This is a genomic window from Streptomyces cacaoi (assembly GCF_006539165.1).
GTDB classification, from domain to species: domain Bacteria; phylum Actinomycetota; class Actinomycetes; order Streptomycetales; family Streptomycetaceae; genus Streptomyces; species Streptomyces cacaoi.
Genome location: NZ_BJMM01000030.1, coordinates 22,545 through 47,557, shown reverse-complemented (window position 1 = coordinate 47,557; position 25,013 = coordinate 22,545). Strand labels below are relative to the sequence as shown.

20 protein-coding genes are annotated in these 25,013 nt (G+C 70.5%); 4 read left to right on the top strand and 16 right to left on the bottom strand.

Annotation, left to right across the window (positions count from 1 at the left end):
* Nucleotides 1–220 precede the first annotated feature (220 nt).
* The 4 genes from SCA03_RS24100 to SCA03_RS24085 all read right to left on the bottom strand — a co-directional run bounded on the left by SCA03_RS24100 (nt 221) and on the right by SCA03_RS24085 (nt 4,328).
* Nucleotides 221–1,081, bottom strand: a complete 861-nt coding sequence (locus SCA03_RS24100) for a carbohydrate ABC transporter permease (RefSeq protein WP_030879342.1) — start codon at nt 1,079–1,081, stop codon at nt 221–223.
* Nucleotides 1,074–2,120 (bottom strand): carbohydrate ABC transporter permease, encoded by a 1,047-nt coding sequence (locus SCA03_RS24095; protein ID WP_086814338.1) that lies wholly within the window; start codon nt 2,118–2,120, stop codon nt 1,074–1,076. The genes SCA03_RS24100 and SCA03_RS24095 overlap by 8 nt, the downstream gene beginning before the upstream one ends.
* Complete coding sequence (locus tag SCA03_RS24090) at nt 2,117–3,406, bottom strand: ABC transporter substrate-binding protein (protein ID WP_030879334.1); 1,290 nt, start codon at nt 3,404–3,406, stop codon at nt 2,117–2,119. The genes SCA03_RS24095 and SCA03_RS24090 overlap by 4 nt, the downstream gene beginning before the upstream one ends.
* Nucleotides 3,407–3,755: 349 nt before the next feature.
* Nucleotides 3,756–4,328 (bottom strand): DUF4232 domain-containing protein, encoded by a 573-nt coding sequence (locus tag SCA03_RS24085; RefSeq protein WP_030879332.1) that lies wholly within the window; start codon nt 4,326–4,328, stop codon nt 3,756–3,758.
* 452 nt (nt 4,329–4,780) lie between these two features.
* Between SCA03_RS24085 and SCA03_RS24080 the strand changes: the two genes are divergently transcribed.
* Entirely contained in the window at nt 4,781–5,635 is an 855-nt protein-coding gene (locus tag SCA03_RS24080; RefSeq protein WP_086814336.1) for an aldo/keto reductase, read from the top strand.
* A 259-nt stretch (nt 5,636–5,894) separates the two neighbouring features.
* Here the strand turns inward: SCA03_RS24080 and SCA03_RS24075 are convergent, their stop codons facing one another.
* A complete protein-coding gene (locus SCA03_RS24075; RefSeq protein WP_086814335.1) occupies nt 5,895–6,257 on the bottom strand; it encodes a winged helix-turn-helix domain-containing protein in 363 nt (120 codons plus the stop codon).
* Nucleotides 6,244–6,786, bottom strand: a complete 543-nt coding sequence (locus tag SCA03_RS24070; protein ID WP_086814333.1) for a hypothetical protein — start codon at nt 6,784–6,786, stop codon at nt 6,244–6,246. Before SCA03_RS24070 ends, SCA03_RS24075 begins: the two co-directional genes overlap by 14 nt.
* Before the next feature lie 116 nt (nt 6,787–6,902).
* Between SCA03_RS24070 and SCA03_RS24065 the strand changes: the two genes are divergently transcribed.
* Nucleotides 6,903–7,229, top strand: coding sequence for a DUF4333 domain-containing protein (locus SCA03_RS24065; protein ID WP_086814331.1), 327 nt, complete (start codon nt 6,903–6,905; stop codon nt 7,227–7,229).
* Nucleotides 7,230–7,241: 12 nt separating this feature from the next.
* On the opposite strand, the gene SCA03_RS24060 is transcribed toward SCA03_RS24065, so the two are convergent.
* The 4 genes from SCA03_RS24060 to ftsW all read right to left on the bottom strand — a co-directional run bounded on the left by SCA03_RS24060 (nt 7,242) and on the right by ftsW (nt 11,364).
* The gene (locus SCA03_RS24060; RefSeq protein WP_230988880.1) at nt 7,242–7,682 is read right to left on the bottom strand and encodes a hypothetical protein; all 441 of its coding nucleotides are present in this window, start codon (nt 7,680–7,682) and stop codon (nt 7,242–7,244) included.
* Nucleotides 7,683–7,969: 287 nt separating this feature from the next.
* The gene (locus SCA03_RS24055; RefSeq protein ID WP_086814329.1) at nt 7,970–9,274 is read right to left on the bottom strand and encodes a hypothetical protein; all 1,305 of its coding nucleotides are present in this window, start codon (nt 9,272–9,274) and stop codon (nt 7,970–7,972) included.
* Nucleotides 9,275–9,428: 154 nt separating this feature from the next.
* Nucleotides 9,429–9,938 carry a hypothetical protein gene (locus tag SCA03_RS24050; RefSeq protein WP_030894584.1) on the bottom strand — a complete coding sequence of 170 codons (510 nt, stop codon included), beginning with the start codon at nt 9,936–9,938 and terminating at the stop codon, nt 9,429–9,431.
* 256 nt (nt 9,939–10,194) lie between these two features.
* Entirely contained in the window at nt 10,195–11,364 is a 1,170-nt protein-coding gene (gene ftsW / locus SCA03_RS24045) for a putative lipid II flippase FtsW (RefSeq protein ID WP_371863980.1), read from the bottom strand.
* Nucleotides 11,365–11,380: 16 nt separating this feature from the next.
* Here ftsW and SCA03_RS36435 point away from each other — a divergent pair, with 16 nt between their 5' ends.
* On the top strand, nt 11,381–11,650 hold the full coding sequence (locus SCA03_RS36435; protein ID WP_230988885.1) for a hypothetical protein: 270 nt from the start codon (nt 11,381–11,383) through the stop codon (nt 11,648–11,650).
* Nucleotides 11,651–11,876: 226 nt separating this feature from the next.
* Here SCA03_RS36435 and rodA read toward each other — a convergent pair whose 3' ends face one another.
* The 3 genes from rodA to SCA03_RS24030 form a co-directional block, all read right to left on the bottom strand.
* A complete protein-coding gene (gene rodA / locus SCA03_RS24040) occupies nt 11,877–13,094 on the bottom strand; it encodes a rod shape-determining protein RodA (RefSeq protein ID WP_086814324.1) in 1,218 nt (405 codons plus the stop codon).
* A 193-nt stretch (nt 13,095–13,287) separates the two neighbouring features.
* Nucleotides 13,288–15,960 carry an NACHT domain-containing protein gene (locus SCA03_RS24035; RefSeq protein ID WP_086814322.1) on the bottom strand — a complete coding sequence of 891 codons (2,673 nt, stop codon included), beginning with the start codon at nt 15,958–15,960 and terminating at the stop codon, nt 13,288–13,290.
* Between the two features lie 144 nt (nt 15,961–16,104).
* Nucleotides 16,105–17,775 (bottom strand): TIGR04141 family sporadically distributed protein, encoded by a 1,671-nt coding sequence (locus SCA03_RS24030; RefSeq protein ID WP_086814321.1) that lies wholly within the window; start codon nt 17,773–17,775, stop codon nt 16,105–16,107.
* Nucleotides 17,776–18,024: 249 nt separating this feature from the next.
* Here SCA03_RS24030 and SCA03_RS24025 point away from each other — a divergent pair, with 249 nt between their 5' ends.
* The gene (locus SCA03_RS24025; RefSeq protein WP_086814343.1) at nt 18,025–19,680 is read left to right on the top strand and encodes an N-6 DNA methylase; all 1,656 of its coding nucleotides are present in this window, start codon (nt 18,025–18,027) and stop codon (nt 19,678–19,680) included.
* A 44-nt stretch (nt 19,681–19,724) separates the two neighbouring features.
* Here the strand turns inward: SCA03_RS24025 and SCA03_RS24020 are convergent, their stop codons facing one another.
* The 3 genes from SCA03_RS24020 to SCA03_RS24010 are packed head-to-tail and all read right to left on the bottom strand — an operon-like array spanning nt 19,725 to nt 24,974.
* Nucleotides 19,725–21,860: a UvrD-helicase domain-containing protein gene (locus tag SCA03_RS24020; RefSeq protein ID WP_086814319.1), complete on the bottom strand. Its 2,136-nt coding sequence runs from the start codon at nt 21,858–21,860 to the stop codon at nt 19,725–19,727.
* A 40-nt stretch (nt 21,861–21,900) separates the two neighbouring features.
* Nucleotides 21,901–23,148, bottom strand: coding sequence for an McrC family protein (locus SCA03_RS24015; RefSeq protein ID WP_037852495.1), 1,248 nt, complete (start codon nt 23,146–23,148; stop codon nt 21,901–21,903).
* Entirely contained in the window at nt 23,145–24,974 is a 1,830-nt protein-coding gene (locus tag SCA03_RS24010) for a DUF4357 domain-containing protein (protein ID WP_086814317.1), read from the bottom strand. Before SCA03_RS24010 ends, SCA03_RS24015 begins: the two co-directional genes overlap by 4 nt.
* Nucleotides 24,975–25,013: the final 39 nt, after the last annotated feature.

The following is a 25,013-nucleotide window of genomic DNA, read 5'->3' as shown; positions in this document are numbered from 1 at the left end:
CCTTCTCCGTCTGCGGCCGTGTGCCGGGCCGGTGCGGCCCGCCGCCGCGGGCCGCACACGCCCTTCTCGTGTGCGGCGCGGGGGAGTTGGTGCGTGCGGTCGCGGCGAGCGGTGCTGCACGGACGACCGCGGCCCACCTGTGGCGAGCAGAGATATCACATGAGGTGACCGGGCGGTTGCCCAGGCGTCGCGGGTCCGCAGCGGGGAGGCGGCCCGGCGCTCAGCCCTTCATGCCGGAGAAGGCGATGCCCTGGATGAAGTGCCGCTGCATCAGCATGAAGACGACGATCACCGGCAGCGTCGCCAGCAGGGCGCCGGCCATCAGCACCGGATACTCCGTCAGATGTGCGCCCTGGAGGGAGGCGAGGCCCACGGAGAGCGGCACCTTCTCCGGGTCGGTGTTGACCACCAGCGGCCACATGAGGTCGTTCCAGGACCACAGGAAGGTGAGGATGCCCAGCGCCAGCAGGCCGGGCCTGGCCAGCGGCAGCGCGATCCGCCAGTACACGGTGAACGGGTTGGCGCCGTCCAGCCGGGCGGCCTCCTCCAACTCCTCGGGCAGGCCGAGGAAGAACTGGCGCAGCAGGAACGTGCCGAAGGCGCTGAACATGCCCGGCACCACCAGCGCCTGGAGGGAGTCGAGCCAGCCCAGGTTCTGCATGATCTGGTACTGCGGCAGCAGGAACAGTTCGCCGGGCACCATGAGCACGGCGAGGAACGCCAGGAAGAGCGGGCCCCGTCCGGGGAAGCGGATCCGGGCGAAGGCGTAGGCGGCCATCGAGCACAGCACCAGCTGTGCGCCGGTACGCGCCACCGTCATCAGCAGGGTGTTGAGGAACTGCTGGTCGAAGGGGACGGCGGAGAACACCTTGGCGTAGTTGGACCATTCCCACTGCTCGGGCCAGATCGTCGGCGGCACCCGGGTGGACTCGCCGAAGGTCTTGAACGAGGTCAGCAGCTCCCACAGCAGCGGGAAGACGGTGACGACCGCGCCGAGCGAGAGGACGAGATGGGCCGGCCACAGCCGCCCCTCGCGCCGCGGACGGCGGGCGGTACGCGCGGCGCCGGCTGTCTCAGCCATAGTGGACCCACCTCTTCTGGAGCCGGAACTGGATGGCGGTCAGCGCCATGATCAGCACGAACAGCACACACACGATGGCCGCGCCGTAGCCGCGCTGGTTGTCGAAGAAGGACTTCTGGAAGAAGAGCATGACGACGGTCTGGCCCTCGGCGTAGGCCGGATTGGTCAGCCCCGCCTGGGTGTTGGCGCCCAGGATCAGATAGACGAGGTCGAAGACCTGGAGGGACTGGATGACCGACAGCACGGTGGTGAAGAACAGCGTCGGGCTCAGCAGCGGCAGCGTCAGCGAGAAGAACTGGCGGACGCGGCCGGCGCCGTCGAGGGACGCGGCCTCGTAGTAGTCCTGCGGTATGCCCTGGAGGCCCGCCAGCAGCAGGATCATGTTGTAGCCGACGGTCATCCACACGCCGATCGCGGCGATGGCGAACCGCACCGTCGTCGGGTCGGAGACCCAGAACGTGCCGTCGATGCCGATCGCCGACAGCGCCTGGTTGAGGATGCCGACATCGCCGTTGTACAGCCACCGCCACACCACGGCGACCGCGGCGGGCATCGTGACGACGGGCAGGAAGTACAGCGTGCGGTAGATGCCCGTGCCGCGCATGCCCTTCACGTTCAGCAGGACGGCCAGCACCATCGCCAGCGGGATCCCGAGCAGCACGAGCGCCGTGTAGACGACGGTGTTGCCCAGCGCCTGCCAGAACTCCGGATCGCCCACCAGCGTGCGGTAGTTGGTCAGCCCGATCCACTCGGTGCCGCCGAAGGCGCCCCACTCGGTGAAGCTGTAGTAGAGCGTCTGCACCACGGGCCACAGATAGAAGACGGCGAGCCCCAGCCCGGCCGGGGCGATCAGCGCGTAGCCCCACCACTTGTCCCGGTACCGGAACCGGCGCTCCCGGCGCCGCAGCGCCGCCGGGTCCAGGCCCCCGGGCGCGGTGGCCGCGGCCGCCGCGCCCGCGGGGACGCCCGTGCCGGACGGCCGCCCGGGTGCGGGTGCGCCCGTGCCCGGCGCGGCGTCGGCGGTGACGTCGGAGCTCATGAGCCGGACTTCCCTTCCTGGGCGAGCAGTTGGTCCATGGCGCGGGTCAGCGAGTGGGCCGCGTCGGTGAGGTCCTCGTGGCCGCTCCAGGCGCGGGCGAGCCACTGCTGCTCCTTGTGCGACCAGGCGGCGGTGTTCGCCGAGATCGGGTACGCCTGCGCGTCCTTGACCGCGTCCAGATACACCTGGAGGTTGAAGCTCGGCTTGGCCTGCGTCCACGGCTCCTGGGTGCCGTTGCGTGCCGGGATCGCCGAGCCGTACCTGCCCTGGATCAGCGACGCCTTCCGGCCGGAGAGGAACCGCACGAATTCGCGGGCGAGTTCGGGGTGCGGCGTGCGCGCGTACACCACGTTGGCGAGCCCGTGGATGATCGAGGCGCGGTGCCTGCCGTGGGCGAGCGGTGCCACGTCGACCTGGTCACGGATCCCGCGGTCCTCCCAGAAGGTGGCCGCGTCGTAGGAGCACGCCTGCATCATGGCCACCCGGCCCGACTGGAACAGCTGCCGGGGATCGGTGTCCGTGAGCTGCTGGAGCGTGGGCGAGGCGCGGTGGCGGTGGATGAGGTCCACCCACAGCCGCAGCCCCTCGATGGTGCGCGGATCCGAGTACCCGGAGCGCTTGCGGTCCTTGGAGATGACCCAGCCGCCGGCCTGGGCGATCGAGTCGTAGTAGTTCTCCTGGGCCCACACCGGCGCCGCGATGCCGTGGATCCCGCGCCGCCGGTCGGTGAGCCGCCGGGCGTTCTCGATCAGCTCCTCCCAGCTCCAGGTGCCGTCCGGCGGGTCCACGCCGGCCCGCTCGAACAGCTTCTTGTTGAACCACAGGGCGACGGTGTCGAAGTCCTTCGGCGCACCGTACTGGCGGCCCTTCCAGTGGTAGAGCGAGAACAGGTCGGGCGGGTAGGCCGAGGGTTCGACGACCGCGTCGGGCCCGTCCGTCGCCAGCGGCAGCAGCTGCCCGGAGTCCGCGTACAGGCCGAAGTTGGGCCCGTTCATCCAGAACACGTCGGGGGCCGTACCGCTGGTGCACGCCGTGCGCAGCTTCGTCCAGTACGTGCCGTTCGGCGTCAGCTGGACCTCCACCGTGACGCCGGGATGCGTCCGTTCGAACTCGCGGGCCGCCTTGCGCATCGCCGGGAGCTGGTAGACGTCCCAGACACCGTAGGTGAGGCGTCCACCGCGGCCCGAGGCGCGTGCGGACGCGCCGCTGTCGCAGCCGGTGGCCAGGGCGCCCGTCGCGGCCGTCAGGGCGGACGCGGCGGCCGTGAGGAGGGTTCGTCTGCGCATGCGCAGCCTTTCGGAGGAACCGGGGACCGGGATCGGGCGGGGCCGGCGCGGCGCGGGATGACCGCGGTGCGCGCAGAGCGGATGCCCGGGCGGCCGGGCTGGAAGCCGACCCTGGAGTTGAGTTGCCGTGACGCTAATTGCTCGAAATTGACGCGTCAAGAGCAGTTTCAATCACGATTCCGCGCTCGGGGTGCACCGGCACCCGGCCGCGCGCACACGAAACGGGGGCGGACCGCGTGGGTCCGCCCCCGTCGCAAGGGCACGTTCCTGCCCGGCGGTTCAGCCGGTCAGCCGGTCGGCCGCTGGTCGCTCGGCGGCCCGGTCGTTCAGTTGTGGAGGCCCCCGCGGCTCAGCCGTTCAGCGGGACGCTCGGTGCGAAGGCCGTGACGGCGAGGCGCCCGTTGTCGACCCAGTTGGGGAACTTCAGGGTCTTGTGCTCGGTGGAGGCCGGCGGCGTCACCTGGAGGTACGAGGCGTGCTTCGCGTCCGAGGTGCCGGTGTTGGCGTGCGTCCAGGAGACGACGGCCTCGGCGCTCTGGCCGTTCTTGAGTGCCAGCGTCTTCTTGCCCGGGTCCTTCGCGTACCAGGTGTTGCCCCAGTGCGTGCTGGAGGCCAGCGTCCGGTGCTGGTCGTTCTCCAGGCCGAGCCCGGGGTAGCCGCGCAGGTAACAGGTGTGCCCGCTGGTGTTCTTGACCTTGAGCACCACGCCCTGGTGGTTCATCCCGCCCGCCAGGCGCTTGCCGAACGAGGCGTCCAGCCCGGAGGCGGTGCAGGTCGGCGTCGCGCTGCTGCTCGCCGCCTCGGCCGCGCCCGCCCCGGCCAGCCCGAGCCCCGCGACGGCGACAGCGGCCAGTCCCGCTCCGCCGATGCGCCGGGCCAGCCGGCCACGGATCCCGGTGCTGCTCCGGTACTGCTCAGTCATATCGCTCTGTCCCCTCTGGACGGCCTGTCAACGTCTTGCACAGGGTTGGATGCGCCCGGGGCACAAAAAGTTCACGCCTGAGCAGAACAGAGCGTAAAAAACTTCCGGTGCAATCCGGGCCGCGGAAACGGCGCCCGCAGCGCGCACCCGCCCCGTGCGTGAGCCGGACACACGCCCCGCGCGGCCCTGCGCGGGGTCCGCGCCAGGTGCCGCCCGGGGGAGCGCGGCCCGGTTCCGTGTGCCCACAATGGGCGGGGTACCACCGGTGCGCACCGATGACCCACCGCAAACAACCCGCGACCACCGGCAACCACCCGCAGCCACCCGCAATCACCGGCAACCACCGTCAACTGCACGCGACCCCCGGCGACGACCGGCGATCACCGGCGAACCACCGGCAAGGACCGTAGGCAGAGGGCGCCAAGGACCGTAGGCAGAGGGGGTCACCGACCATGGGCAACGAGGAGGGGCCGACCGTGGCCGACATCCCGCAACTCGCGCTCAACGACGGCAACAGCGTCCCGGCGCTGGGGCTGGGCACCTACCCGATGGACGACGCCGAGGCCGAGCAGGCCGTACGCGGCGCCCTGGAGACCGGCTACCGGCTGGTGGACTCCGCCGCCAACTACGGCAACGAGCGCGGCACCGGTCGCGGGGTGACCGGCAGCGGCGTCCCCCGTGAAGAGGTCGTCGTCACGACCAAGCTGCCCGGCCGGCACCACGGTCACCAGGAGACGCTCTCCTCCTTCGAGGAGTCCCGGCGGCGGCTCGGCCTGGAGTACGTGGACCTCTATCTCATCCACTGGCCGCTGCCGCGCCTCGGCAAGTACGTCGACTCCTGGCGGGCGATGATCGAGCTGCGCGAGCAGGGCCTGGTGCGCTCCATCGGCGTCTCCAACTTCACGCCCGCGCACATCGAACGCCTGGAGACCGAGACCGGAGTCCTGCCCGCCGTCAACCAGGTCGAGCTCCACCCGGCCCTGCCGCAGGAGGAGTTGCGTGCCTACCACGAGAGCAAGGGCATCGTCACCGAGAGCTGGAGCCCGCTGGCCCGCGGTGCGCATCTGCGGGACGATCCCGCGCTCGGCGAGATCGCCCGGACACACGGGGTGACCCCCGCCCAGGTGGTGCTGCGCTGGCACGTACAGCTCGGGGCCCTGCCCATCGCCAAGTCCGGCAGCGCCGAGCGGCAGCGGGAGAACAAGGACGTCTTCGGCTTCACCCTGTCCCCGGGCGAGATGGCCGCCGTCGCCGACCGCCCCTCCCGGCGCATCGGCGGCGACCCGGACGTCCACGAGGAGTTCTGAGCCGACGGAAAAGCGGCCGATCTGCCCACCTCGTCGTCACGTCCAACGGCCCTTCGGCGGACGGGGGTTCGGCGGTGGCCGGGCGCGTCGGGCAGCGGGCCGCCGGGGCCGCGGACGAGAGGGCGCCGTGCGCCCCGCTCGGCGGCGTCCGCACCGTCTTCACCGTCTCCGGCGGTGTGCTGGTCGCCTCCGCACCGCTGCTCGTGCTGCGCGTCGAGGCGCCCCGCAGCGCAGGCGGAACCGCACCGGAGCCGACGGATCAGCCCTCGCCCGTGCCGCCCGTGCCGCCCGTGCCGCCCGTGCCGCTGCTGCCGCCGGCGGCGCCCGCCCGGCGGGAGTCCTCGACGATGCGGTTCAGTGCCGCCACATGGCTTTCGAGGGCCCGCCGGCCGTCCGCGGTGAGGTTGACCCAGGTACGGGGGCGCTTGCCGACATAGCCCTTCTCGACCTCGACGTAGCCCTTGGCCTCCAGCGTGCTGATCTGCTTCGACAGCGCGGAGGGCGACAGTCCGGCCTCGTCGCGCACCCACCCGAACTCCGCCCACTCCACGCCCGCGAGAAGCGCGACGATCGACAGGCGGGTCGGGTCGAGCAGTACACCGTCGAAGTCAGTGGGAGCCATGGACGGCACCGGGCATGTCGCGCGGACCGCGCGTGGCCAGGGAGTTGAGGCTCTGCTGGAGCGTGCCGCCGAAGAAGATCAGCGTGCCGCCGAGCACGACACCGAGCGCGGTCCCCATGTACGGGAAGGGCGGCCCGTCCAGGAACAGCGCCAGGGCGAAGCCCGCCACCAGCACGAGCAGGATGGTGATCCGGGCGGCGGCGGTGAAGCGCGGGGAGATCTCCTCGCGGCGCACCCGGGTGGGCCGTCCCAGCAGTGCGGAGCCGCGGCGGGTGCGCAGCATGGTCTGGTAGGCGAGCAGGAGCACGACGACGGCCCAGGACGCCCAGGGCCGCACCCCGTCGCCGAAGAAGTCGGGCGCCGCCAGCTGCGCGAAGATCACGAGGCCGAAGACGACGCTCACCCAGCGGGATTCCCGCGTGGACGCGCGGGACCTGCTGCGCTGCTGCTCGACGTCACGCAGCGCGCGCGCCGCCTCGTCGGCCGGCGGCAGACGGTCGGACATGGAGACCTCCAAGAATGTGCTCACCCGGAACCTGTTTCCTGAGAGGAAAGTAGTTGCCTGCGGGCGGTGAGGTCAACCCGAGGGGGTCTCCGCCGGGGCCGGGTTATCCTGGCGCGCTCATCGACGTGGGGAGACAACACATGCGTGGCCGCGCCTCGTTGGCGTCCGTGGGGGTCGTTGCCGTCCTGTCCCTGAGTGCCTGCACCGTCGAGGCCGGCGCCTCCGACGACGTGATCCGGACCGGGGAGCTGGAGAAGCAGGTGGACCGGTCGCTGACCGAGAAGGTCGGTGAGTCGCCGAAGAAGGTCGACTGCCCGGACCCGCTGCGGGCGAAGAAGGGCGCGCACACCCGGTGCACGCTCAGCACCCACGACGGGCTGCGGTTCGGGGTCACGGTCACGGCCGGCCGGACAGGAGACGACGGCCGGGCCCATGTGGACATCGAGGTGGACCAGGAGCCGCAGTGAGGGCTCCGTGCGTCAGGCGCCGGACCCGGTGTCCGGGCGGACGGTCGCCACGAACTCCTGGAAGTCGTCGAGGACGGCGCCGGCCCCGTCCGGCGTGGCCGTCAGGACGAGCCGGAGCACCACGCGTCTGCCGGGCTCCGCCTCGTCCAGCAGGGCCAGATGGACCTGGGCCTGCACGAGGTCGCGGCGCACGCCTCCGGTGACCGCGGAGAAGCTCACGATCTGGGTCAGCGCCGGGGCTTCGGGCGAGCCGGCCTCCCGGCGGTCGACCACCCGCACCGACTCGGCCACCTCGTGCAGCCGCCGTACGGACTCCTCGGCGATGTCGGTCAGCGGCGCCGCGTCGGGACGGTACTCGCCGTCGGCGGTGATGTTGGCGGTGAAGCCGGCGTCGGGCCCGGGCGCCAGCGCGGCGAAGGCCACACCGGACGCGCCGGCCCGCGCCGGGTCCACCGGGCGCCAGCCCTCCGGCAGCCGGAACGTGACCGGGACGGGCAGTTCCGGCTGCGCCGGCCGCTCGGGCCCCTCGGGCTGTGCGGGCCCCTCCGAGCGCGTCGGTTGCTCGGCTTGCCCTGCTTGCTCTCGCTGGTTCGGTCGCTCCGGTCCCTCCGGTTGTTCCGGCCGGGCCGGTCGCTCCGGTCGTTCCGGCCGGGACGGTTGTGCAGCGGGCATCCCCACACCTCTTTCGCGACGGGACTCGCGACGGAACAGCCGGTGCCCCGTCTCTTCCAGGACGCCTGTCAGAAGACGTTCTTCAGCTTGCCGAAGCCGTGTGCCACCGAACCCGCCACATCCTTCGCGGTGTCGGCCACCTTGCCCGGATCGACGGTGACCTCCACACCGGCCGCGCCCCCGACCGGGACGATCGGGGTGAAGCCCAGCTTGCCCTTGAAGTGCCAGGCGCCGTTGTCGTCCTTCTTCCAGCCGATGAACCCTTCGGCGCCCTCGCCCTCCCAGGTCTCCGCCGTGCCGCCGATACCGATGCCGCCGGCCTCCGCGCCGACCGCGACGGTCTGTTTCTCCCCGGCGAACGCCTTGAGCCCGAGGCCGGTCTGGTCCCGGCCGACGGCGACGTTCGCCGCGGCCTCCGCGCCGCCGAACCTGCTCCCCCGGCCGTAGGCGCCGAGATGCCCGGACTCGATACGGCCCTCGACCATGGCCCGGGACCCCGCCGACACCTCGGCCTCGCCCCAGACACCCTGGTCCGTCATCCCGTAGCTCGCGCTGCCGCGGGCGCCCCCGTAGACATCGACCAGCCCGGACAGTTTGACGTCGCCGTTGCTGACCGACCCTTCCGCCGTGAAATGGGCGAGGTCGACATACGCCTTGGCCATGCCCTGCATGCCGTAGCCGACACCGGAAGCGGAGGCGTCGGCGTCCGGGCCCGTCAGATCCATCGAGCCGTCGGCCTTCCAGCCTCCGTCCTTGCCGTCCCCGCCGTCCTTGCCGCCGCCCTTGTGCCCCGCGCTCTTCGGCACCCAGTCCTTGGCGTCCCCGTTGAAACCGCCGGGCGCGCCCTTGTCCTTCTTCTCCGTGACGGCGGCGACCAGGGCGAGTTGGATGCCCTCGTCGAACGCGTTGATGTTCTTGACGGCCTTCTTGATCTCGGAGTCGGCCTTCTCGACCCGCTCCATGATCTCCTGCCAGTCGCCGGACTGCACCAGGCTCCGCTTCTCCTCGGCGTCGACCGTGTAGGAGACCTTGCCGCGGTCGCTGACCGTGTAGCCCTTGTCGCGCAGCTCCCCGACGTATGCCTTGAGCGCCTTCTTCCACGCCGTCAGGCCCTCGTGCGCGTCCTCCAGGATGGAGGCGACGGCATGCGCCTCGGTCCTGGCGGCGCCGAACTCCCGGTAGGAGTTGTCGGACGCGCTGCCGAACAGCTCGTAGGCCGCGCCCTGCCAGCTGCCGTTGGACAGCCCCTGGACGTGTGAGGCGTATTCGCCTTGTAGATCACCGAACTTGTCGCCCATCTTCCGCCAGGCGTGCCAGGCGTCGGTCAGGCTCGACAGGCTCGTGTTCATGATGTCGTAGTACGTCAGCGTCACGATGCCACCGTGCTCCCCGCGTTCCCCGTGCTTCCCGCGTTCCCCGTGCTCCCGGCGCCCCGGAGCGCCCGGTCCTCCGGGGCGCCCGGCGTTCCGGTGCTCCTCGCGTCCCGGCGCACCCGGCGTCCCCGGTGCCTTCCGCTTCCGCCCGCGCTCAGTAGTCGTTCAGCTTGCTGGGCAGCGGAGGGTCGGTCGCCGCCGACCGGAGGCGCCGGCCGGTGTCGCCGTCGTTGCCGTGGATCGTGGTGTTCGCCCCGCGCAGCGCGTCCCGCTCCGAGGTCAGCCGGTTCAGCAGGTTCTTCACCTGCTGCTCCCACACCGCGTGCGCGGTCGACAGGCCCTTGCTCAACGCCCAGCCCTGGAACGGGCCTCCGGCGATCGAGGGGCCCGAGGGCCGCTGCATGGCCGACGGGCTCAGCGGGATGCCCTGGTCCGGCACGGCGCCGGTGACGCCCGAGGTGGCGAGATCGGCGTGTGCGCCGTCCGTCTTCGTGTCCGGCGCCAGATGGTTCTCCAGATAGCCGGCCGCCTTCTTCTTGGCGGCCCGGGAGGACGCCAGATCGCCGGCGCCGCCGGGCTTCAGCGGTGGCCCTCCGAGCCCCGGCAGCGGGCCCTCGCCCGGCCGGGCCGGTGGCAGAAGCGGCCCTTCCCCGCTCGATGACATGCGTGTCCTTCCCCGTTCCCCGTTCCCCGTGATGCGCGGGCCCGCCGCCGTCCCGGTACCGCCCCGGCACCGGCCTGACGCCGTGCCGACGCCGTTCGGATGCCGTTCCGGCTCCGTGCCGACGCCGCCTCGGCGGCCGACGGCCCGACGTTCCGGACCCGCGGCTTCAGCCTATGGTCACTCAACTCCCGTTACAAGGCGTGAGGTTGAGGCCGGTGCGACAGCCGGATCCGGCCTCGGTGAGCGGGCCGGCGCCTCAGCGTGCGGTGCGCTTGCCGCCGGTGCGCCGCCCGCCGTCGCCGGGAGACTTTCCGCCACGGCCGGTGCGCTTGCCGCGGCGCGGCGCCGTCACCGTCGTCCCCTGCGACCGTGCGAGCGAGAGGAGCAGCCCGGCCCCGAACAGGGCGGCGATCAAGGCGGAGCCGCCGTAGGAGAACAGTGGAAGCGGTACCCCGGAGATGGGCAGCAGGCCGAGGGCGCCCCCGATGTTGATGGTGGACTGTGCCGCGATCCAGGTGGTGACGCCGACCGCCGTCAGCCGTACGAAGGTGTCCCCGGTGCGCGCGGCCACCGCCAGCCCGGCCGCCAGGAGCAGCGCGTACAGGGCCAGCACGGTCAGAGTGCCGACCAGCCCCGTCTCCTCCCCGGTGATGGCGAGCACGAAGTCCGTGTGCGGCTCGGGCAGTTGCCCCCACTTCTCCATGCTCGCGCCCAGACCCCGGCCGAACAGTCCGCCGTCGGCGAAGGCGTACAGACCGTGCACCGCCTGCCAGCACTGGTCGTCCGGGCCCGGGTCGACCGCCCCGACGCAGGAGAGCCGCGCGGCCCGGTAGGCGGTGGTCGCCACCAGGGCGACGCAGGCGAGCGCTGCCGCCGCGAGGGCCCAGCCGAAGACGCGAGCCGGTGTCCCGGCGGTCCACAGCAGGCTGAAGAGGACGCAGCACAGGATGAGTGCGGTGCCCATGTCCCCGCCGATGAGCACCAGTCCGAGCAGCAGGAGCGCCCCGGGCACCAGCGGCAGCAGCAGATGGCGCACCGAGGTCAGCAGCCGGTGCGACTCCTTGCGGGCGATGAGGTCGGCGCCCCACAGGACCAGCGCGACCTTGGCGAACTCGCTCGGCTGGAGCTGGAAGGAGCCGCCGAGGGACAGCCAGTTCGTGCTTCCGTTGACCGTCTGCCCCAGGCCCGGCACCTGGACGAGGCACAGCAGCACGACCGCCGTCCCCAGCACCGGGTAGACCGCCTTCCGGTGCAACCGCACCGGGGCCCTCATCGCCGCGACGAGGAGCACCGCGCCCGCTGCCGCCGCCAGGAGCTGCTTGCGGAAGTAGAAGGCGGACCCGTGGCCGTGGCTGAGCGCCTGGACCTGGGACGCGGAGAACACCATCATCAGGCCGAACACCGTCAGCAGGGTGCAGCTGCCCACCAGCACGAGGTAGGGAGTGCCGGGACGCCGCCACAGCTCCCGCACACCGGGCCGCCCCGCCCGCCGCACCAGCGACTTCTTCCGCGCCAACGACTTCTTCGCGGCCGGTGACTCCTTTCGCCCCGGCGCTTTCTTCGGCGCCGGCGATGCCTTCCGTGCCGGGGGCTTCGTGGCCGCGGTCTTCGTGGACGCCCGAGCCTTCGTGGACGCCGCGGCCTTCGTGGACGCCCGGGCCTTCGTGGACGCCCGGGCCTTCGTGGACGCCGCGGGCTTCCCGGAGACCTGAGCTTTCTGGGAGGCCGGGGCTTTCTTCGACGCCGCGGGCCCCTTGGCCGCCGAGGACGCCCGTCGCGCCGACGACTTCTCGGTCGCCGCGGACTTCCCGGCTGCCGAGGACACCTTTCGCGCCGGGGCCTTCCCGGGCGCAGGGGACGCCTTCCGCTGCACCGCACCTGCACCTGCACCCGCAGCCACACCCGCACCGTTCCGCCGCACACTCATCCGACCTGCTCTCAGAGATGTTCCGTGGCCGAGGACACCGGTGCGCAAGTACGCCGATGCACGGCTTGCAGCAGTCCGATGGCGGCCCATCCGGCGATCATCGAGGAGCCCCCGTAGCTGACGAACGTCAGGGGCAGACCGGTGACCGGCATGATCCCGAGGTTCATCCCGATGTTCTGGAACGCCTGGAAGGCCAGCCAGGCGCACACGCCGACGGCCACGACCGTCCCGAACGCGTCGGAGCTGCGCCGGGCGATGCGCAGCGTCCGCCACAGCACGACGCCGATCAGTCCGATCACGGCACCGGCACCGAGGAACCCCCACTCCTCTCCGGCGACGGAGAAGACGAAGTCCGTGTGCTGCTCGGGTACGAAGTGCCCCGCGTTCTGCGGCCCGTTGAGCAGCCCGTACCCGGTGAGCCCGCCCGAGCCGATGGCGATACGCGCCTGCTCCGTGTTGTAGCCGACGCCCGACGGGTCCCGCCCCGGATCGAGGAAGGCGACGAACCGGTCCATCTGGTACCCGTCCAGCAGATCCAGCTGCCACACCGCGACACACGCCACGACGACGAGGGCGGACAGCCCGGCGAACCAGCGTCTGTCGGCGCCCGCGGCGAAGAGCATGGCGAGGACGATGACGCCCATGCCCAGGGTCTGCCCCAGGTCGGGCGTCAGCAGGATCAGCAGACCCGGTACGGCGACCAGCCCCAGCGCGGCGAGGACACGGCGCGCCGTCGGCGGCACCGGCTCGTCCAGGGTGCGGTTCTCGGTCAGCACCATGGCCACGCACAGGACGACCGCCACCTTGAGGAACTCGGTCGGCTGGAGCACCACCCCGCCGAGATCGAGCCATCGCTGGGCCCCGTTCGCCGTGTTGCCCAACGGCGTCAGCACCAGCGCGACGAGCAGCACGCCGACCCCGTACAGGACGGGAGCGAGCGGGGCGATCCGGTTGAGGCCGTACAGCGCCAGACCGGCCATCAGCACGATGCCGACGCCGGCGCTCAGCATCTGGCGGAGCAGATACGCGCCCGCGTCCGTGCCGCCCGCCGCCGCGGTGCCCGCGCCCCTGGCCGAGTAGATCAGTGCGCCGCCGAGGACGGTCAGCGCGAGCGCCGCGGCGGTGAGAACCCAGTCGGTGTGCCGCAACGCTGTCGCGCGCCGTCGCAGTTGCCGGGCGAACGACCCATCTGTGCGTCCCCACGTGAGGTGGTGGCGCGGCGCGTACATGCGGGCTCCTTGCACAACAACGGCAACGTAGGGAGCCCTGCCGGGCACCCGAACCCGGACCATACACTTAAACAGATACGCAATTATGCAAGCATGGGAGGTGCCGCCCGTGCCGGGCCGCCACCGCGCCGCCGGTGGCCCGGCACGGGCCGGTCGAGGTACCCCGCCCGCCGGTCGAGGTGCCCCGCCCGCCTCACTCCCGGGGACGCGGCGTGATCGACACCTCGACCTGTGGGCCCAGCGCGTCGGCGTGCATGTCCTCGGCGGACTGGACGGGCTGGTACAGGTCCACCCTGCGGAGGGCCGGCGGCCCGGCGAGCGGGGTGAGGTCGGTGCCGGGGCCCGGGCGAGCGGCGTTGAGGAAGTTGATGCCGGGGAAGGCTCGCGCCACCTCGGCGGCAGGCAGTCCGTCACCCTGGCCGTGGATCCCGTCGGGGAAGATCTGGAGCGACGTCACCTGCGGAAGCGCCACGCCCGTGGTGCTCAGCGCACGCAACTGGGCCTGGTCGACGCACAGATAGCGCAGCTTGTCGAGTCCGGCGACGGCCCGCCAGGCGGCGGGAGTCGGCGGCTCGGCCAGGAAGTGCAGGGACAGGGAGTCCAGTTCGGTGAGACGGCCGACGGCCTCCAGATGATGTGCGGAGCCGGGCAGACCGAGGTTGTTGAGCCCGCTCGGCAGGGCCGACACGTCGCAGCTGCCGTGTTCTCCCTGGAGGAGCAGGACCCGCAGGGCGGTCAGCGCGTTCAGCTCGCGGACAGAGATCGCCGTGTGAGCCGGCATCACCAGCCGTGTCACGGACGTCCCGGCCAGTGGTGCGACGTCCCGGACGCCGGGACAGCCGACGAGTTGCAGCCGGTCCAGCCGTCGGAACCGGCGCAGGAAGCCGAGGTCGTCGATGCGGTTGTTGTTCCACAGCGACAGGTGCGTCAAGGTGTCGGTGAACTGCACCTCGGTCAGTTCCCGCTCGGTGAAATCCCCGTCCAGCATCAACGAGTGGTAACCGCCTGCCTGTCGGACGAAGTCCAGCTGCTCGCGGTCCGACACGGTGACGAAGGCATTGATGTCACTGTCCATGATCGGCCGAATGATCCGCTCCCCGTACTCCACCGTGTCGAACCGGTGCCAGTTGCCGGACAGCGGGAGGGCGGTGCGCGGCCCGAGTTCCGCGCAGTACCGGGTCAGCAGGGGCAGGGCCGCATCCCCGCCGATGCGTGCCGCCGTCAGCGCCACCGCGTGCGCCTCGTCATCGTGGAGCCCCTCCGGGCCGGGCAGCAGGGGCAGCACCACAGGGCCGAGGTCGGCCAGTACTTCGGCCTCGTCGACGCTGCGCGGCGGAATCAGGGAGGCCGCGCGCTGTTCGACCTCCGTGCGGACCTCCGGGTCGAGCTGGGTGGCGTGTTCCAGGCAGGCCATGGCCAGGAGGTGGAAGCGGGCGCGGCGGCGGGGGTCGGCGTCGCCGCGGGCGAGCAGGCCGCGCAGCAGGGTTGCGCGTTCGCGGGCGCGGGCGTGGGCGACGGCCATGCGCAGCACGTCCTCCCACTGGTCCAGGTGGGCGTTGTCGATCAGGAGGTCGAAGTCGCGTTCCTCCACGGCTTCGGCGGCGCCGAGGTAGTCCTGGAAGGTGCGGTGCAGGAAGTCGACCGTGCCGGGGACGGGCTCGCGCAGCAGGCCCGAGCGTTCCAGCAGGAAGCGCAACAGGCTCTCCACCGGGCCATGTTCGGCGACGCGCGGCATCAGCTTCAGGGCGCGGCCGAGGACATCGTGCGCTTCGGCGTGGTCCATCTCGGCGCGGCCGTTGCGGATGAGCCAGTAGGCGAGCTTCTGCAACAGCTCGCGGACGGACTCCTCGTCGAGGTCGATGCTGCCGCGCGCGGCGACGTCCCGCTCGCGGTCCCGGCGCTCCAGGAGCATGCTGAGCGCCGCGTCGTACAGCGCCTTGCGCCCGCGCGGCAGATGGCCTCTGCGCTCCCGGTGCAGGGCGCAGATCAGCCCGCTCATCAGGGGGTTGGTGGCCAGCCTGGCCAGGTCCTGACTGGCGGGTACGGCGTCCAGCAAAGCTTCTTCCAGCCCTGGCTCGGCCTGTGCGGCGGCGTGCCAGCGGGAGATGAAGCGCGCCACGTCCCGGGGCGACATCGGCGCGAGCGACAGTTCGGCGAAGCCCTCGGCGCGCAGCCAGCCGTCGCCCACGGCGGAGGGGCGCGAGGTCACCACGAACCGGTTGTCGGGGTAGGCGGTGACCAGGTCGCGCAGCCACTGCCGGGTGCGGTCGCGCTCGGCCTCGGGCACCTCGTCCACCCCGTCCACGAGCAGCAGGCCGCGCCCTGCCGCGAGCACGCGGTCCGCCCAGCCGTCGGGTTGCCCCGCGGCGAGGGGGCAGCCTGCCGCGGGCAGGAAGTCCTGCGGCAGGGGCAGCGGCGTGGCGGCCCGGGTCAGGCTCCGTAGCGGAAGCACGAACGGTACGAGTCCGGCCGGCTCGGCCGGTGCCCCCTCGCCGGGCTCCGGCTGCGCGGCGGAGACAGCCAGCCACTGGCCGAGCGTTGTCTTGCCGGAGCCCGCGGCACCGCGCAGCAGCACCCGGCGGTCCGCCGTGAGCAGCGTGTCGACCCGGCGGGCCGGTGCGGGGGTCCACGCGGCGGGTTCGTCGGGACCGGCGGCGGACGGTCCCGGCGGGGCGAACTCCCCGGCCGGGACGGCCTCCAGGGTGAGGTAGGCGTCCCGGAGCGGCCATTCCCGGGAGACGCCGAGATCGACGCCGTAGATGGTGAGCCGACTGTGCCGGTCGGTCACGTACCGCGCGTAGCGCTGCTCGAACTTCCGGTCCTGCTTGAACGTCCGGTCCTGCTCGGCGAGTTCCTGCCTGGTCATACTCCGAATCTAGGCGGACTCAGGGCGTTGTGGGGCGGGCGCTGTACAGCGGACCCGTGGGTGTATTCGGCGGGAAGGCCGACGGGTACCGTGACCGTTTCCGTCTCGCGGGAGAAGTAGTCGTGTGCCGGCATGTGGCGGTGCTCATGGGGCCGGGGAGGGCCCCTCCCCGTGGGACTCCGGGATGCCGATGACCTCGACGGCCACTCCACGGGCTGCCAGAGCCTTCGCGGTCTGGGCGATGGTGATCTGGGAGAAGCAGAAGATGGACTCCGGGCCGAGAGTCTCACGGTTCTTGAGAAGCATGGCGAGGACGATCCGCTTCGGGGCGAAGTCCTCGGGGAGGATGCGCTTGCCCCCGCTGAGCCAGGCCACCTTCTCAACGAACTGGGCGCGCACCTCCGCCGATTCCTGGAGGAGCTCCACGGCCACCCTGGCCTGACTGAACAAGTGACTCAGCGGCCCCGAGCCGCTGGCTCGCTTGACGAGAACCAAGGTGCCGTCGGGCAGCAGCAGATCGCAGATCTCGACCTGATCCCTGCGCTGGAGAGGGTTGGTGACGTTCTTGGTGTCGAGGCACCACCACCCGGGCCGGTCGTCGGCCACCTTCTTGTTGTAGCTGTTCTCCGACTCGCTCGCGTGCCAGGGAGGGAGGACGACGGAGGGCGAAGGGGAGAACAGCGCTGCCACCGTGGCTGCGCACTCCTCGACGTACGCGGACCCGGCTTCGTACCACTCTCCCTCCATCAGGAAGAACCGACGGGAGCCGATGGGGATCCCGGTCTCCAACCAGTTCACGGCGCGGGTGACGGCGAGCGTGTCCGTGGCACGCTTCCAGCGGTCCCCGGCCAGGGTGACGGTCCCCTCGCGCAGCACCTTCAGACGCTGGCCCGAAGGCGCGACCCGAGCCCGGCTGAGGACGTAGTCGAGGCAGAAGTCTTCTGACTCGTACGCTTCGCGGCTGTTGATCTGAGTGAAGTACGTGGTGGCCTCGGCATGCGCCGCCTGGTGCTCGCCGGGTACCGAGATCGAGATCTGTCCATCGGCGGGCTGTCCCAGACGGTCATCGAGGGCCCGGTCGAGGATGCCGAGAGTGGCGAAGTCACTGACCGGCACGACGTGGTCGACGAACTCCAGCTCCTCGTGCGGGGTGTCGTCGCGGCAGATCTGCGCGATGGTCCGCAGGTCGGCGAGCAGGTCCTCGGGCTCGATCCCGAGGGCGACCCTGAGTCCGGACCCGCCCTGGGCGCTGACGGCCTTTCCGCGCGCGTACCGCGAGCGGGTGAGCGGCAGGTTGTCGAGGTATCCGCCCAGGCTGCGCACGATGCGCGAGTGGTCCCGGATGCCCAGCAACGGGGCGGGAGCGCCCCCGGGAACAAGTGAGATGTCGGTGCGTGCCTGCCCGAGTGACTTTGAGACGGCTCCGCGGATCAAGTTCGGGTCCATCTGCCGGATCGCGAAGGAGAGACCGAAGCGCTTGTCCTTGAGGCGGTCCGGGATCAGGCGGTAGCCCTGGTCGCAGCCGATGGCGTACACGGTGCCGTCGACGGCGAGGAGGAGCACCGCCGCGGTACGGCGGACGCCCTCGGTGACAGCGATGCCGGTGGTGCGCGACATGGGTTCGCACCAGGGGGCCTCGGTGTGCTCCATCCCGCAGGTGAGGTAGACGGCCGGGACTTCGAGCCGCGTGGGGGTGTGTACCTGGGCGCCGTGGCTGTCGAGGAGTTCGGCGTCGAGGGCGTCCAGCATGGCCTCCGGGGTGGGGGCGACGCTGGAAAGCCGGTACACGGTGCGTACCGCGGTCTTCGCGGCCAAGGGAAACCTCCGTCGTGGTGGCGGTCGGTTGCTGGGCGAGTCGAGCAGGTAGTGATCAGATCCCCGAGCTCTCCGCGGCGTGCGACGCGGGCGCGAAACGAGGGGGCCGGCGCGGTGACGGCGGCAGGGGGTGGGGCAGTGCACCGGATGAGAATCGGGGTACACAAAATAGAGTGGCAGGCGTCTGTGTACGTTGTCAACGTACACGGGTTCTGGTTTGGGAGTCTGGCCGCGTGTACGCTGCTCAACATGACGGACAACGCTGCTTCAGCAGGCGGTTCTCTGGTCACCGGCTCCGAGATCGCTCGGTTGGCCGGAGTTACTCGGGCCGCTGTCTCCAACTGGCGTCGGCGCTACGACGACTTCCCTGCGCCGGCCGGGGGCGCTGCCAACAGTCCGCTCTACGCGCTCGCCGAGGTCCAGCAGTGGCTGGACAAGCAGCGCAAAGGCCAGGAAGTTTCACCTGAAGTCGAGCTGTGGCAGGCCCTGCGTGCCGCCTACGGAGAGCACACGGTGGCCGGTCTCGCCGATGTGGCCGGCATGCTGGCTGGTGAGCGTGAGGGACGGCTACCAGACGAGGTGGCCTCCCGGGTGGAGGCGCTTACCAGGGCCGAAGCGCCGGTCGAGCTGGTGAAAGGACTGACGGAACGGTTCATGGACTCCGCGCGGCGCGCGGGCTCCGAGCAGGTGACCCCCGCGCGTGTGGTGCGCGCTGTGTGCCACTTCGCGCCCGCGCTGACGGACGGCGCCACGGTCTTCGATCCCGCCTGCGGAGTCGGGACGCTCCTCTTGTCCGTAGCGTCCCAAGCTGATGTGCGCTGCCGTGGACAGGAGCTGGACGCTGACAGTGCCCGTTTCACACAGCTGCGCGCCGATCTCCTGGGCCGGACGGACGTGCGCATCGCGACCGGGGATTCCTTGCGGGCAGACCAATGGCCGGACCTCAAAGCGGATCTGGTGGTCTGCGACCCACCAGCCGGTGTCACCGAGTGGGGGAGAGAGGAACTCCTGCTCGACTCCCGGTGGGAACTCGGTACGCCGTCGAAGGCCGAAGGGGAGCTGGCCTGGCTCCAGCATGTGTATGCCCACACGAAGCCGCGCGGTCATGTCCTCATGGTCATGCCTGCCTCGGTCGCCTACCGGAAGGCGGGCCGCCGGATCCGAGCCGAACTCGTGCGCCGGGGCATCGTGCGGCAAGTGGTCGCCCTGCCTCCGGGGACGGTGCCCTCGCACGCCTTGCCTGTTCATCTCTGGTGTCTGCAACGTCCGGAGAGCACAGGAGGCGCGCTTGTTGATTTTGCCGTGCGGATGGTTGATCTGACCGGTAACAGTCCTGATGGCAGCCTGGAACCGCGTGATGATCAAGTGGCCGTCGTGCCGCCGATCGAGCTCTTGGACGAGACCGTGGATCTGACCCCTGGCAGTCATCTTCGGTACCACCACCGGGATCATCCACGCGAGTACGCTGCGCTCCGGAAGAAGCTGGAGGCCCGAATCCGTCGCCTCGCCGCTCTGCTGCCCGAGCTGGCACCGGGTAGGGGTCCGGGCTCGCTGGACAGCGCTACCACCAGCGTCGCGGATCTTGCCCGTGCCGGGCTCGTCGCCTACGACGGAGCGGAACCGGTCTCGGCCAGCGAGCAGCTCGACACGGACTTCCTGCGCGGGTTTCTCCTCAGCGGCGCCAACGCACGCAGGTCCACCAGCGCGAGCGGCTCCTACCGTCTCGACATCAAAGGCTCGCGCATTCCGCGCATGAGCATCGACGAGCAGCGTCGGTACGGCTCGGCCTTCCGGGCCCTGCTTGCCTTCGAGGAAGATCTGCGCGAGATCGACGAGCTGAGCCGGCAGCTCGCTGACGTTGCCCGAGAGGGCCTTGCCACGGGAACTCTGACGCCCGAGGAGTGAGGCCCGTGGTGGGAACCGCGCGACCTTTTGCGGAGTGTTGCGCTTCAAGCGGCGTTCGGTATGAACGGGCTCGGGGCTCCGCTCCACGTCACGCTCAGTGCTTCACGCGCGCGAGTGCAGGCGACGAAGAGAAGACAGCGCTCCCGGATCAGGTCGGCGTCGTGTTGCAGGGGGTCCGCCTCACGCGGGGTGACTTCACGGGCGAAGGGAACGGCTCCCTCGTTGACCCCGAGGACGGACACCGCGCGGAACTCCAGCCCCTTCATCGCATGCATCGTCGCCAGCCGTACCCCCTCGGCCCGCTGTGGGGTCTGCCCTTTGACACGCAGCACCGGGACGTCGGCGGCTTTCAGCTTCTTCTCGGCCGCGTCCAACGCGAGGTTGAAACGTGCGCATACGCCGATCTCGTGCGGGGCGAGACCCTGGATGAGGAGGGTTTTCACCCGCTCCACCAGCGCCTCGATTTCCTCCTGCTGTGTGGTGTAGCTGCACGCCTGGGGACGGCGTCCGCGGAGCAGTGAGAGGTAGCCGGCCAGTGAGTCGGTTCCCTCTCCTTCCAGAGAACCGACGGAGACAGGGGCGAGAAGCCGCGCCGACCAGGCGAGGATCTCCTCGGTGGAGCGGTAGTTGACGCGCAGCCGGAAGCTTCGCCCGGCAGTGGCGATGCCCAGGGAACCGAGCGACACCCGGGAGTCGTAGATCCGCTGGTGCGGATCACCGGTGATGAACAAGTCGTCGGGGCCGGCCGGGACGGCGGCGCGCAGGACACGCCACTGTGCGGGGTGCAGGTCCTGAGCTTCGTCGACGACGACATGGGAGTAAGGAGCCGGCTCCTTGTCGAGGTGGTCCGCCGCCTCTGCACAGATGCGCAGGTATGTGGTTTCGCGCCGTTCACGGAGAAGTTGTTCGAAACGCTCCACGGCGCTCCACACCACTTGGCGCCGGGAGGGGCCCAGGCCCGTACCACGGCCCCGGCGACTCGCACCGCGGTAGGTGTCGAGATCGCGGATGTTCTGGCCGAGGACGATGTGCCGGTATTCCTGGGCGAGGAACTGGGCGGTAAACGGTAGATCGAGTTGTTTGACGACCTTTTCCCACAACTGCCGTTGTTCGCGGTCGCCGATCGGCTGGGGAGTTGTCGTCGACTTCGCACGCACGACGCTGTTCGCGTAGGCGTCGACTGTGGTCACATCGACCCGCGCGAGCAGCCTCTCGTCGTCGTCCAGGAGCAGTCCGAGCATGTCGCGCAGGCTGGCAGCCAGCGCGTTCGTATACGTGGTGAGCAGGATTCTGCCGCCCTGCGACCGGTCGAGCAGATGCTTGACCCGGTGCAGTGCGGCCACGGTCTTGCCTGTTCCGGGGCCTCCGGTGACCTGGACTGGACCTGTGTACGAGAGGCGGTAGGCGATGCGCCGTTGGGAGGGGTGGAGGAAGATCCGCCAGGCCGCGAACGGCTTCTCCAGCATTTCCTCCAGTTCCTGTGGTCCCGTGACCAGGTGAACTCGTGCGGGGGTGTTGGCGATCACCGTGGCGAGATCCTCGACCGGCTCGGCCGGTGCGTCGGCCGGGCGGCGGATGGCGACGACGTCCCGGTAGACCTCTTCTGGTGGGAAGCCCTCAGCCAGGTATTGCAGCACCTCCAGCTGATCTTCTGGCAGGAGGGTGGAGAACGCTTCCAGCTGGCCCTTGTCCACGAAGGAGCGTGCGGCGCGGAGTACTTGCTCGTCGATACCGAGCTTGCGCAGCGTGCCGTCGGAGACGTCCGCGAACAACAACCGGGGCGCAGACCGCGCGGCGGTCTCATACAGAGGCGTGAGCTCGTCCAGGGCGACGGCGTTGCGCACTTCGAGGGCGCGGGTCGCGAGGTTCGCGCTGTAGAGGCGTTTCGCCGCCCAGTCATAGGCGTCGTCATGCGGCAGGACGTTGACCAGGAGGAACACGTCGCTGCCGTCGTCGGGAGCGAGGACGACGCCGCGCCAGAAATCGGTGATGCGAATGGTGCGCATCCGGACGTCACGCGCGTCTTTGACGGATTCCAGATGCAGCCCTTTGTCCGCATTCAACTGGGCGACGCTCATGGACTGGAACTTCGCCATGGCCTTGCGCACTCCGGTCCGGATGGGCTTCTCCAGGCTCTCGTAACCGTCCCAGAAGCTCTGGGCGAAGGCGAGCCGGGGCATGAGCATTCTTCCTTTCGGCCTGCTGGGCTTTGTGTCTGCTTCATGGCTGCGAAGGCGCCGCGGATCCGGCCAGCCGTCCGCCGATCTTACGGAGAGAAGCCAGAAGTTGTGCGGGATCCTGGGAGAGATCGAGACTGTGCTGGTACAGCCGCACTCCCTGGCCGCTCGGCCCTGTGCCGCGCACCTGGTGGGAGCGTTCGGGTTCCCTTCCGGCTGCGTAGACCAGATGTGCCTCACGCAGGCCGAGCACGGTCGCGTAGGCGAGCGCCTGGTACAGGTCGCTGGGGGGAAATCCGCCGGCCTTCTCGACCTTGTACTTGGCATCGACCACCGCGTGCGGAGTGCGGCCGTCGCGACCGCGGACGACCAGGTCGGGGCGCATACGGACGAGCCCCGCGGTGTCGAGGTGACAAGGGTGTTGGAGGCGCGCGGTGAGGCCGTGCTCGCGAACCGCCTCGCGCAGCCCGACGGTGACGAAGTCCTCGAACAGCTGGTTCATGTCGAGGAGGAAGCCGTCCAGAGCGAGTGGGGTGGGCCCGGCAGGCCGATGTTCCGGCGACGAGCCGTGCAAAACGGCTTCGGCGAGCCGCACCGCCGGCTGATAGCGGGAGTTGAGACGCGAAGGCTGCCAACGCGGCAGCTCCTGTCCTCTCACCAGTGGCGAGGCGTCAGCGAGGCGTGCGCGTAGGCGGAGGAGGCGCTGCCGCACCGGTCCCGGAACGTCGGGCAGGCGCAGCAGTCGCTCTGTGGCAGCGCGCAGGATGCGGTTCTCGGCTGTGTCGGCGGTGTACGCGTCGTAGGTGATCTCCACGGGCGGGGTACGGCCGAAGTGCCGTCTCAGCTGCTCCGCCGTGCGTAGCCGTCCGCGCATGACGAGGGCGGTCTCCTCCACTTCGCGGTAGCCGTGGAGGAGACCCTGCCGCAGGGCCCGGTCGATGTGTCGCTCGACGGCGTGTGCGAGCGCGGGGACGACATCGTCGTAAGTGCCGACCTCCACAGTGCCTTCCCGGCTGTCGCGCCAGGAGCGTGCCGGGTCGAGGCTGAAGCCGAGGAGGAAGAACAGCCGCCGCACGGGTGTCTTGGGGGCGATCCGTACGACCGGACCGCCGGGCGTACGCACGGCTCCGACCCGGCTGCCGGCCTGGAGCAGCCAGTGCCCTTCCCGGCCGGGATCCGGAGTGACGCTCCGCAGAATGCCGGACGCGGCCAACGTCCGCCCGGTTTCCGCGGACAGGGGAACGGAGACGGCCGGTCCGTACTCGCGGAGCGTCACATCGGACGCCGTCACGGGTGCTGCTCGCGCAGCGCGTCGATGCCGTAGCGCGCGGCGACGTCCAGCCCCTCGCCGTAGTGGTACTCCTGGAGCAGCGGCAGGATCTTGGTACGCCAGGTCCGTTCGAGGCCGCCGTCGCGGTAGACCCCCGGCTTCATCAAGTAGGAGGGTCCGATGGCGAAGTCGGCGTCGTCGATGCGGGCGTTGAGGGCGTCGAGCAAGTGCGCGGGCTCCGGGTCCTTGCCTTCACGTCTGAGCCAGCGTGCGAGCAGGCCGGCAGTCGGTTCGGTGTGCGGGGACAGCTCCACGAACGCGAAGCGGCGCCGCATCGCCGCATCGACCAGGGCCACGGAGCGGTCGGCCGTGTTCATCGTGCCGATCACGAAGAGGTTGGGCGGCAGAGAGAAGTCGTCTCCGGAGTAGGTGAGACGAATGGATCTCTTCCGGTACTCCAGGAGGAAGTACAGCTCGCCGAAAACCTTCGCCAAGTGGGCGCGGTTGATCTCATCGATGATCAGGAAGTGCGGGAGGTGCCGGTTGCCCTCGCGGGAGGCCAGGTCGGCCAGCTCCCGCAGGGGGCCCGCCGACAGCCGGAACGCCACCTCCCGCGTCTCGGGATCCTCGACGGGTCTGAACCCCTCGAAGAAGTCCTCGTAGGCGTACGAGGGATGGAACTGCACGATCTTGACCTGCTCCGGTCCGCCCCCGAAGTACTCGGCCAGCTGCACCGCCATATACGTCTTGCCGGTGCCGGGCGGGCCGTAGAATACCAACTGCTTCTCGTCAGTCAGAAGCTGGCGTATCTCCTCCAGCCAGGCCCGGTCATGGACCAGAAGCTCGGTGGTGAGGGTTTCGGTGACGGGCGGCAGGGACAGCTCCCGTGGTGGCGGGTGTCCGGCCGCGGCGGTCCCGTCCGTCTCCTCCGCCGCCGGTGAGTCCGCATCCTCCGGCCGCCCGGTGAGACCGTCCAGCGTCTCCAGGAGGCCGGTCAGATCCACGACGTCGTGCTGGGTGGACAGCTTCAGCTGCACCTCGTCCGGGAGTTCTTCGTACGTGTAGCTCTTCGGCAGCCAGGCGACGGTCCGCCGCAGGTTGGACAGCCCGCCCGGTGAGGCGGTCTGCACGGCGGCCCCCGTGATCCGGCCGAGGTACAGCCGCCTGTCGTCGTCGGAGGTGGCCACCGTGTCGCCGACGCGCATCTGCGACAGAAAAGCGTGCAGTTCGTCGACGAGGCCCTGCTTCTGGTTGTACGAGGCCGCTCCTTCGTACCCGTCCTGGACGAAGCGGCGCAGCGTGCTCTTCGTCGGGTCGGACTCTTCCACCGGCGGCAGAAGCGCACCCGAGAGCGAGACGAGTCCCTCTGCCAGCCACAGCCGACGCACCAGGTTGTGTCCCGAGACGTTCGCGCCACGCACCAGCCACGCTTTGCGGGGCGGGCGCCAGCTGGTCGACAGGTAGTCGTTCAGCGGGTAGCCCTCGGCCGTGCGCCAGGACTCGGGTCCCGACGCGTCATAGCCGTAGACCAGCGCGGCGGCGGCCGAGGAGGAGTTGCACGTGATGTCCCGGGTCGCGACCCATCGAGGCGGCCCCTGCGGACGGTCCTGTTCAGTGGGCGCGTCGACGAGCGTTCCGTCCGCGCGCAGTTCGGCGCGGCGACGACGGGCGTGATCACCGAGCCCCGGCCAGGAGTCGGCCGCCACCATCGACCCCTTCTTGAGGAGGAATTGGTGTGTGCCGTTGCCGCCGAACTCCGTGAGCAGATAGCCGCGTGCCCCCGCACCGTCCTTGGGAAGCTGGAGGTGGAACTCGGGGGCGCCGGGGAGACGCTCGGGCTGCGGCATGGATGACCTTCCAGGGGAGGACGAGGCCGGACGAACGCC

Bases quoted from the DNA above. Each gene is read 5' to 3' on its own strand.
- SCA03_RS24080 (WP_086814336.1), top strand. From the start codon at position 4,781: ATGGGCAACGAGGAGGGGCCGACCGTGGCCGACATCCCGCAACTCGCG.
- SCA03_RS24075 (WP_086814335.1), bottom strand. From the start codon at position 6,257: ATGGCTCCCACTGACTTCGACGGTGTACTGCTCGACCCGACCCGCCTG.
- SCA03_RS24065 (WP_086814331.1), top strand. From the start codon at position 6,903: ATGCGTGGCCGCGCCTCGTTGGCGTCCGTGGGGGTCGTTGCCGTCCTG.
- SCA03_RS24085 (WP_030879332.1), bottom strand. From the start codon at position 4,328: ATGACTGAGCAGTACCGGAGCAGCACCGGGATCCGTGGCCGGCTGGCC.
- SCA03_RS24090 (WP_030879334.1), bottom strand. From the start codon at position 3,406: ATGCGCAGACGAACCCTCCTCACGGCCGCCGCGTCCGCCCTGACGGCC.
- SCA03_RS24050 (WP_030894584.1), bottom strand. From the start codon at position 9,938: ATGTCATCGAGCGGGGAAGGGCCGCTTCTGCCACCGGCCCGGCCGGGC.
- SCA03_RS24095 (WP_086814338.1), bottom strand. From the start codon at position 2,120: ATGAGCTCCGACGTCACCGCCGACGCCGCGCCGGGCACGGGCGCACCC.
- rodA (WP_086814324.1), bottom strand. From the start codon at position 13,094: ATGTACGCGCCGCGCCACCACCTCACGTGGGGACGCACAGATGGGTCG.
- SCA03_RS24100 (WP_030879342.1), bottom strand. From the start codon at position 1,081: ATGGCTGAGACAGCCGGCGCCGCGCGTACCGCCCGCCGTCCGCGGCGC.
- SCA03_RS24020 (WP_086814319.1), bottom strand. From the start codon at position 21,860: ATGCCCCGGCTCGCCTTCGCCCAGAGCTTCTGGGACGGTTACGAGAGC.
- SCA03_RS24025 (WP_086814343.1), top strand. From the start codon at position 18,025: ATGACGGACAACGCTGCTTCAGCAGGCGGTTCTCTGGTCACCGGCTCC.
- SCA03_RS24010 (WP_086814317.1), bottom strand. From the start codon at position 24,974: ATGCCGCAGCCCGAGCGTCTCCCCGGCGCCCCCGAGTTCCACCTCCAG.
- SCA03_RS24035 (WP_086814322.1), bottom strand. From the start codon at position 15,960: ATGACCAGGCAGGAACTCGCCGAGCAGGACCGGACGTTCAAGCAGGAC.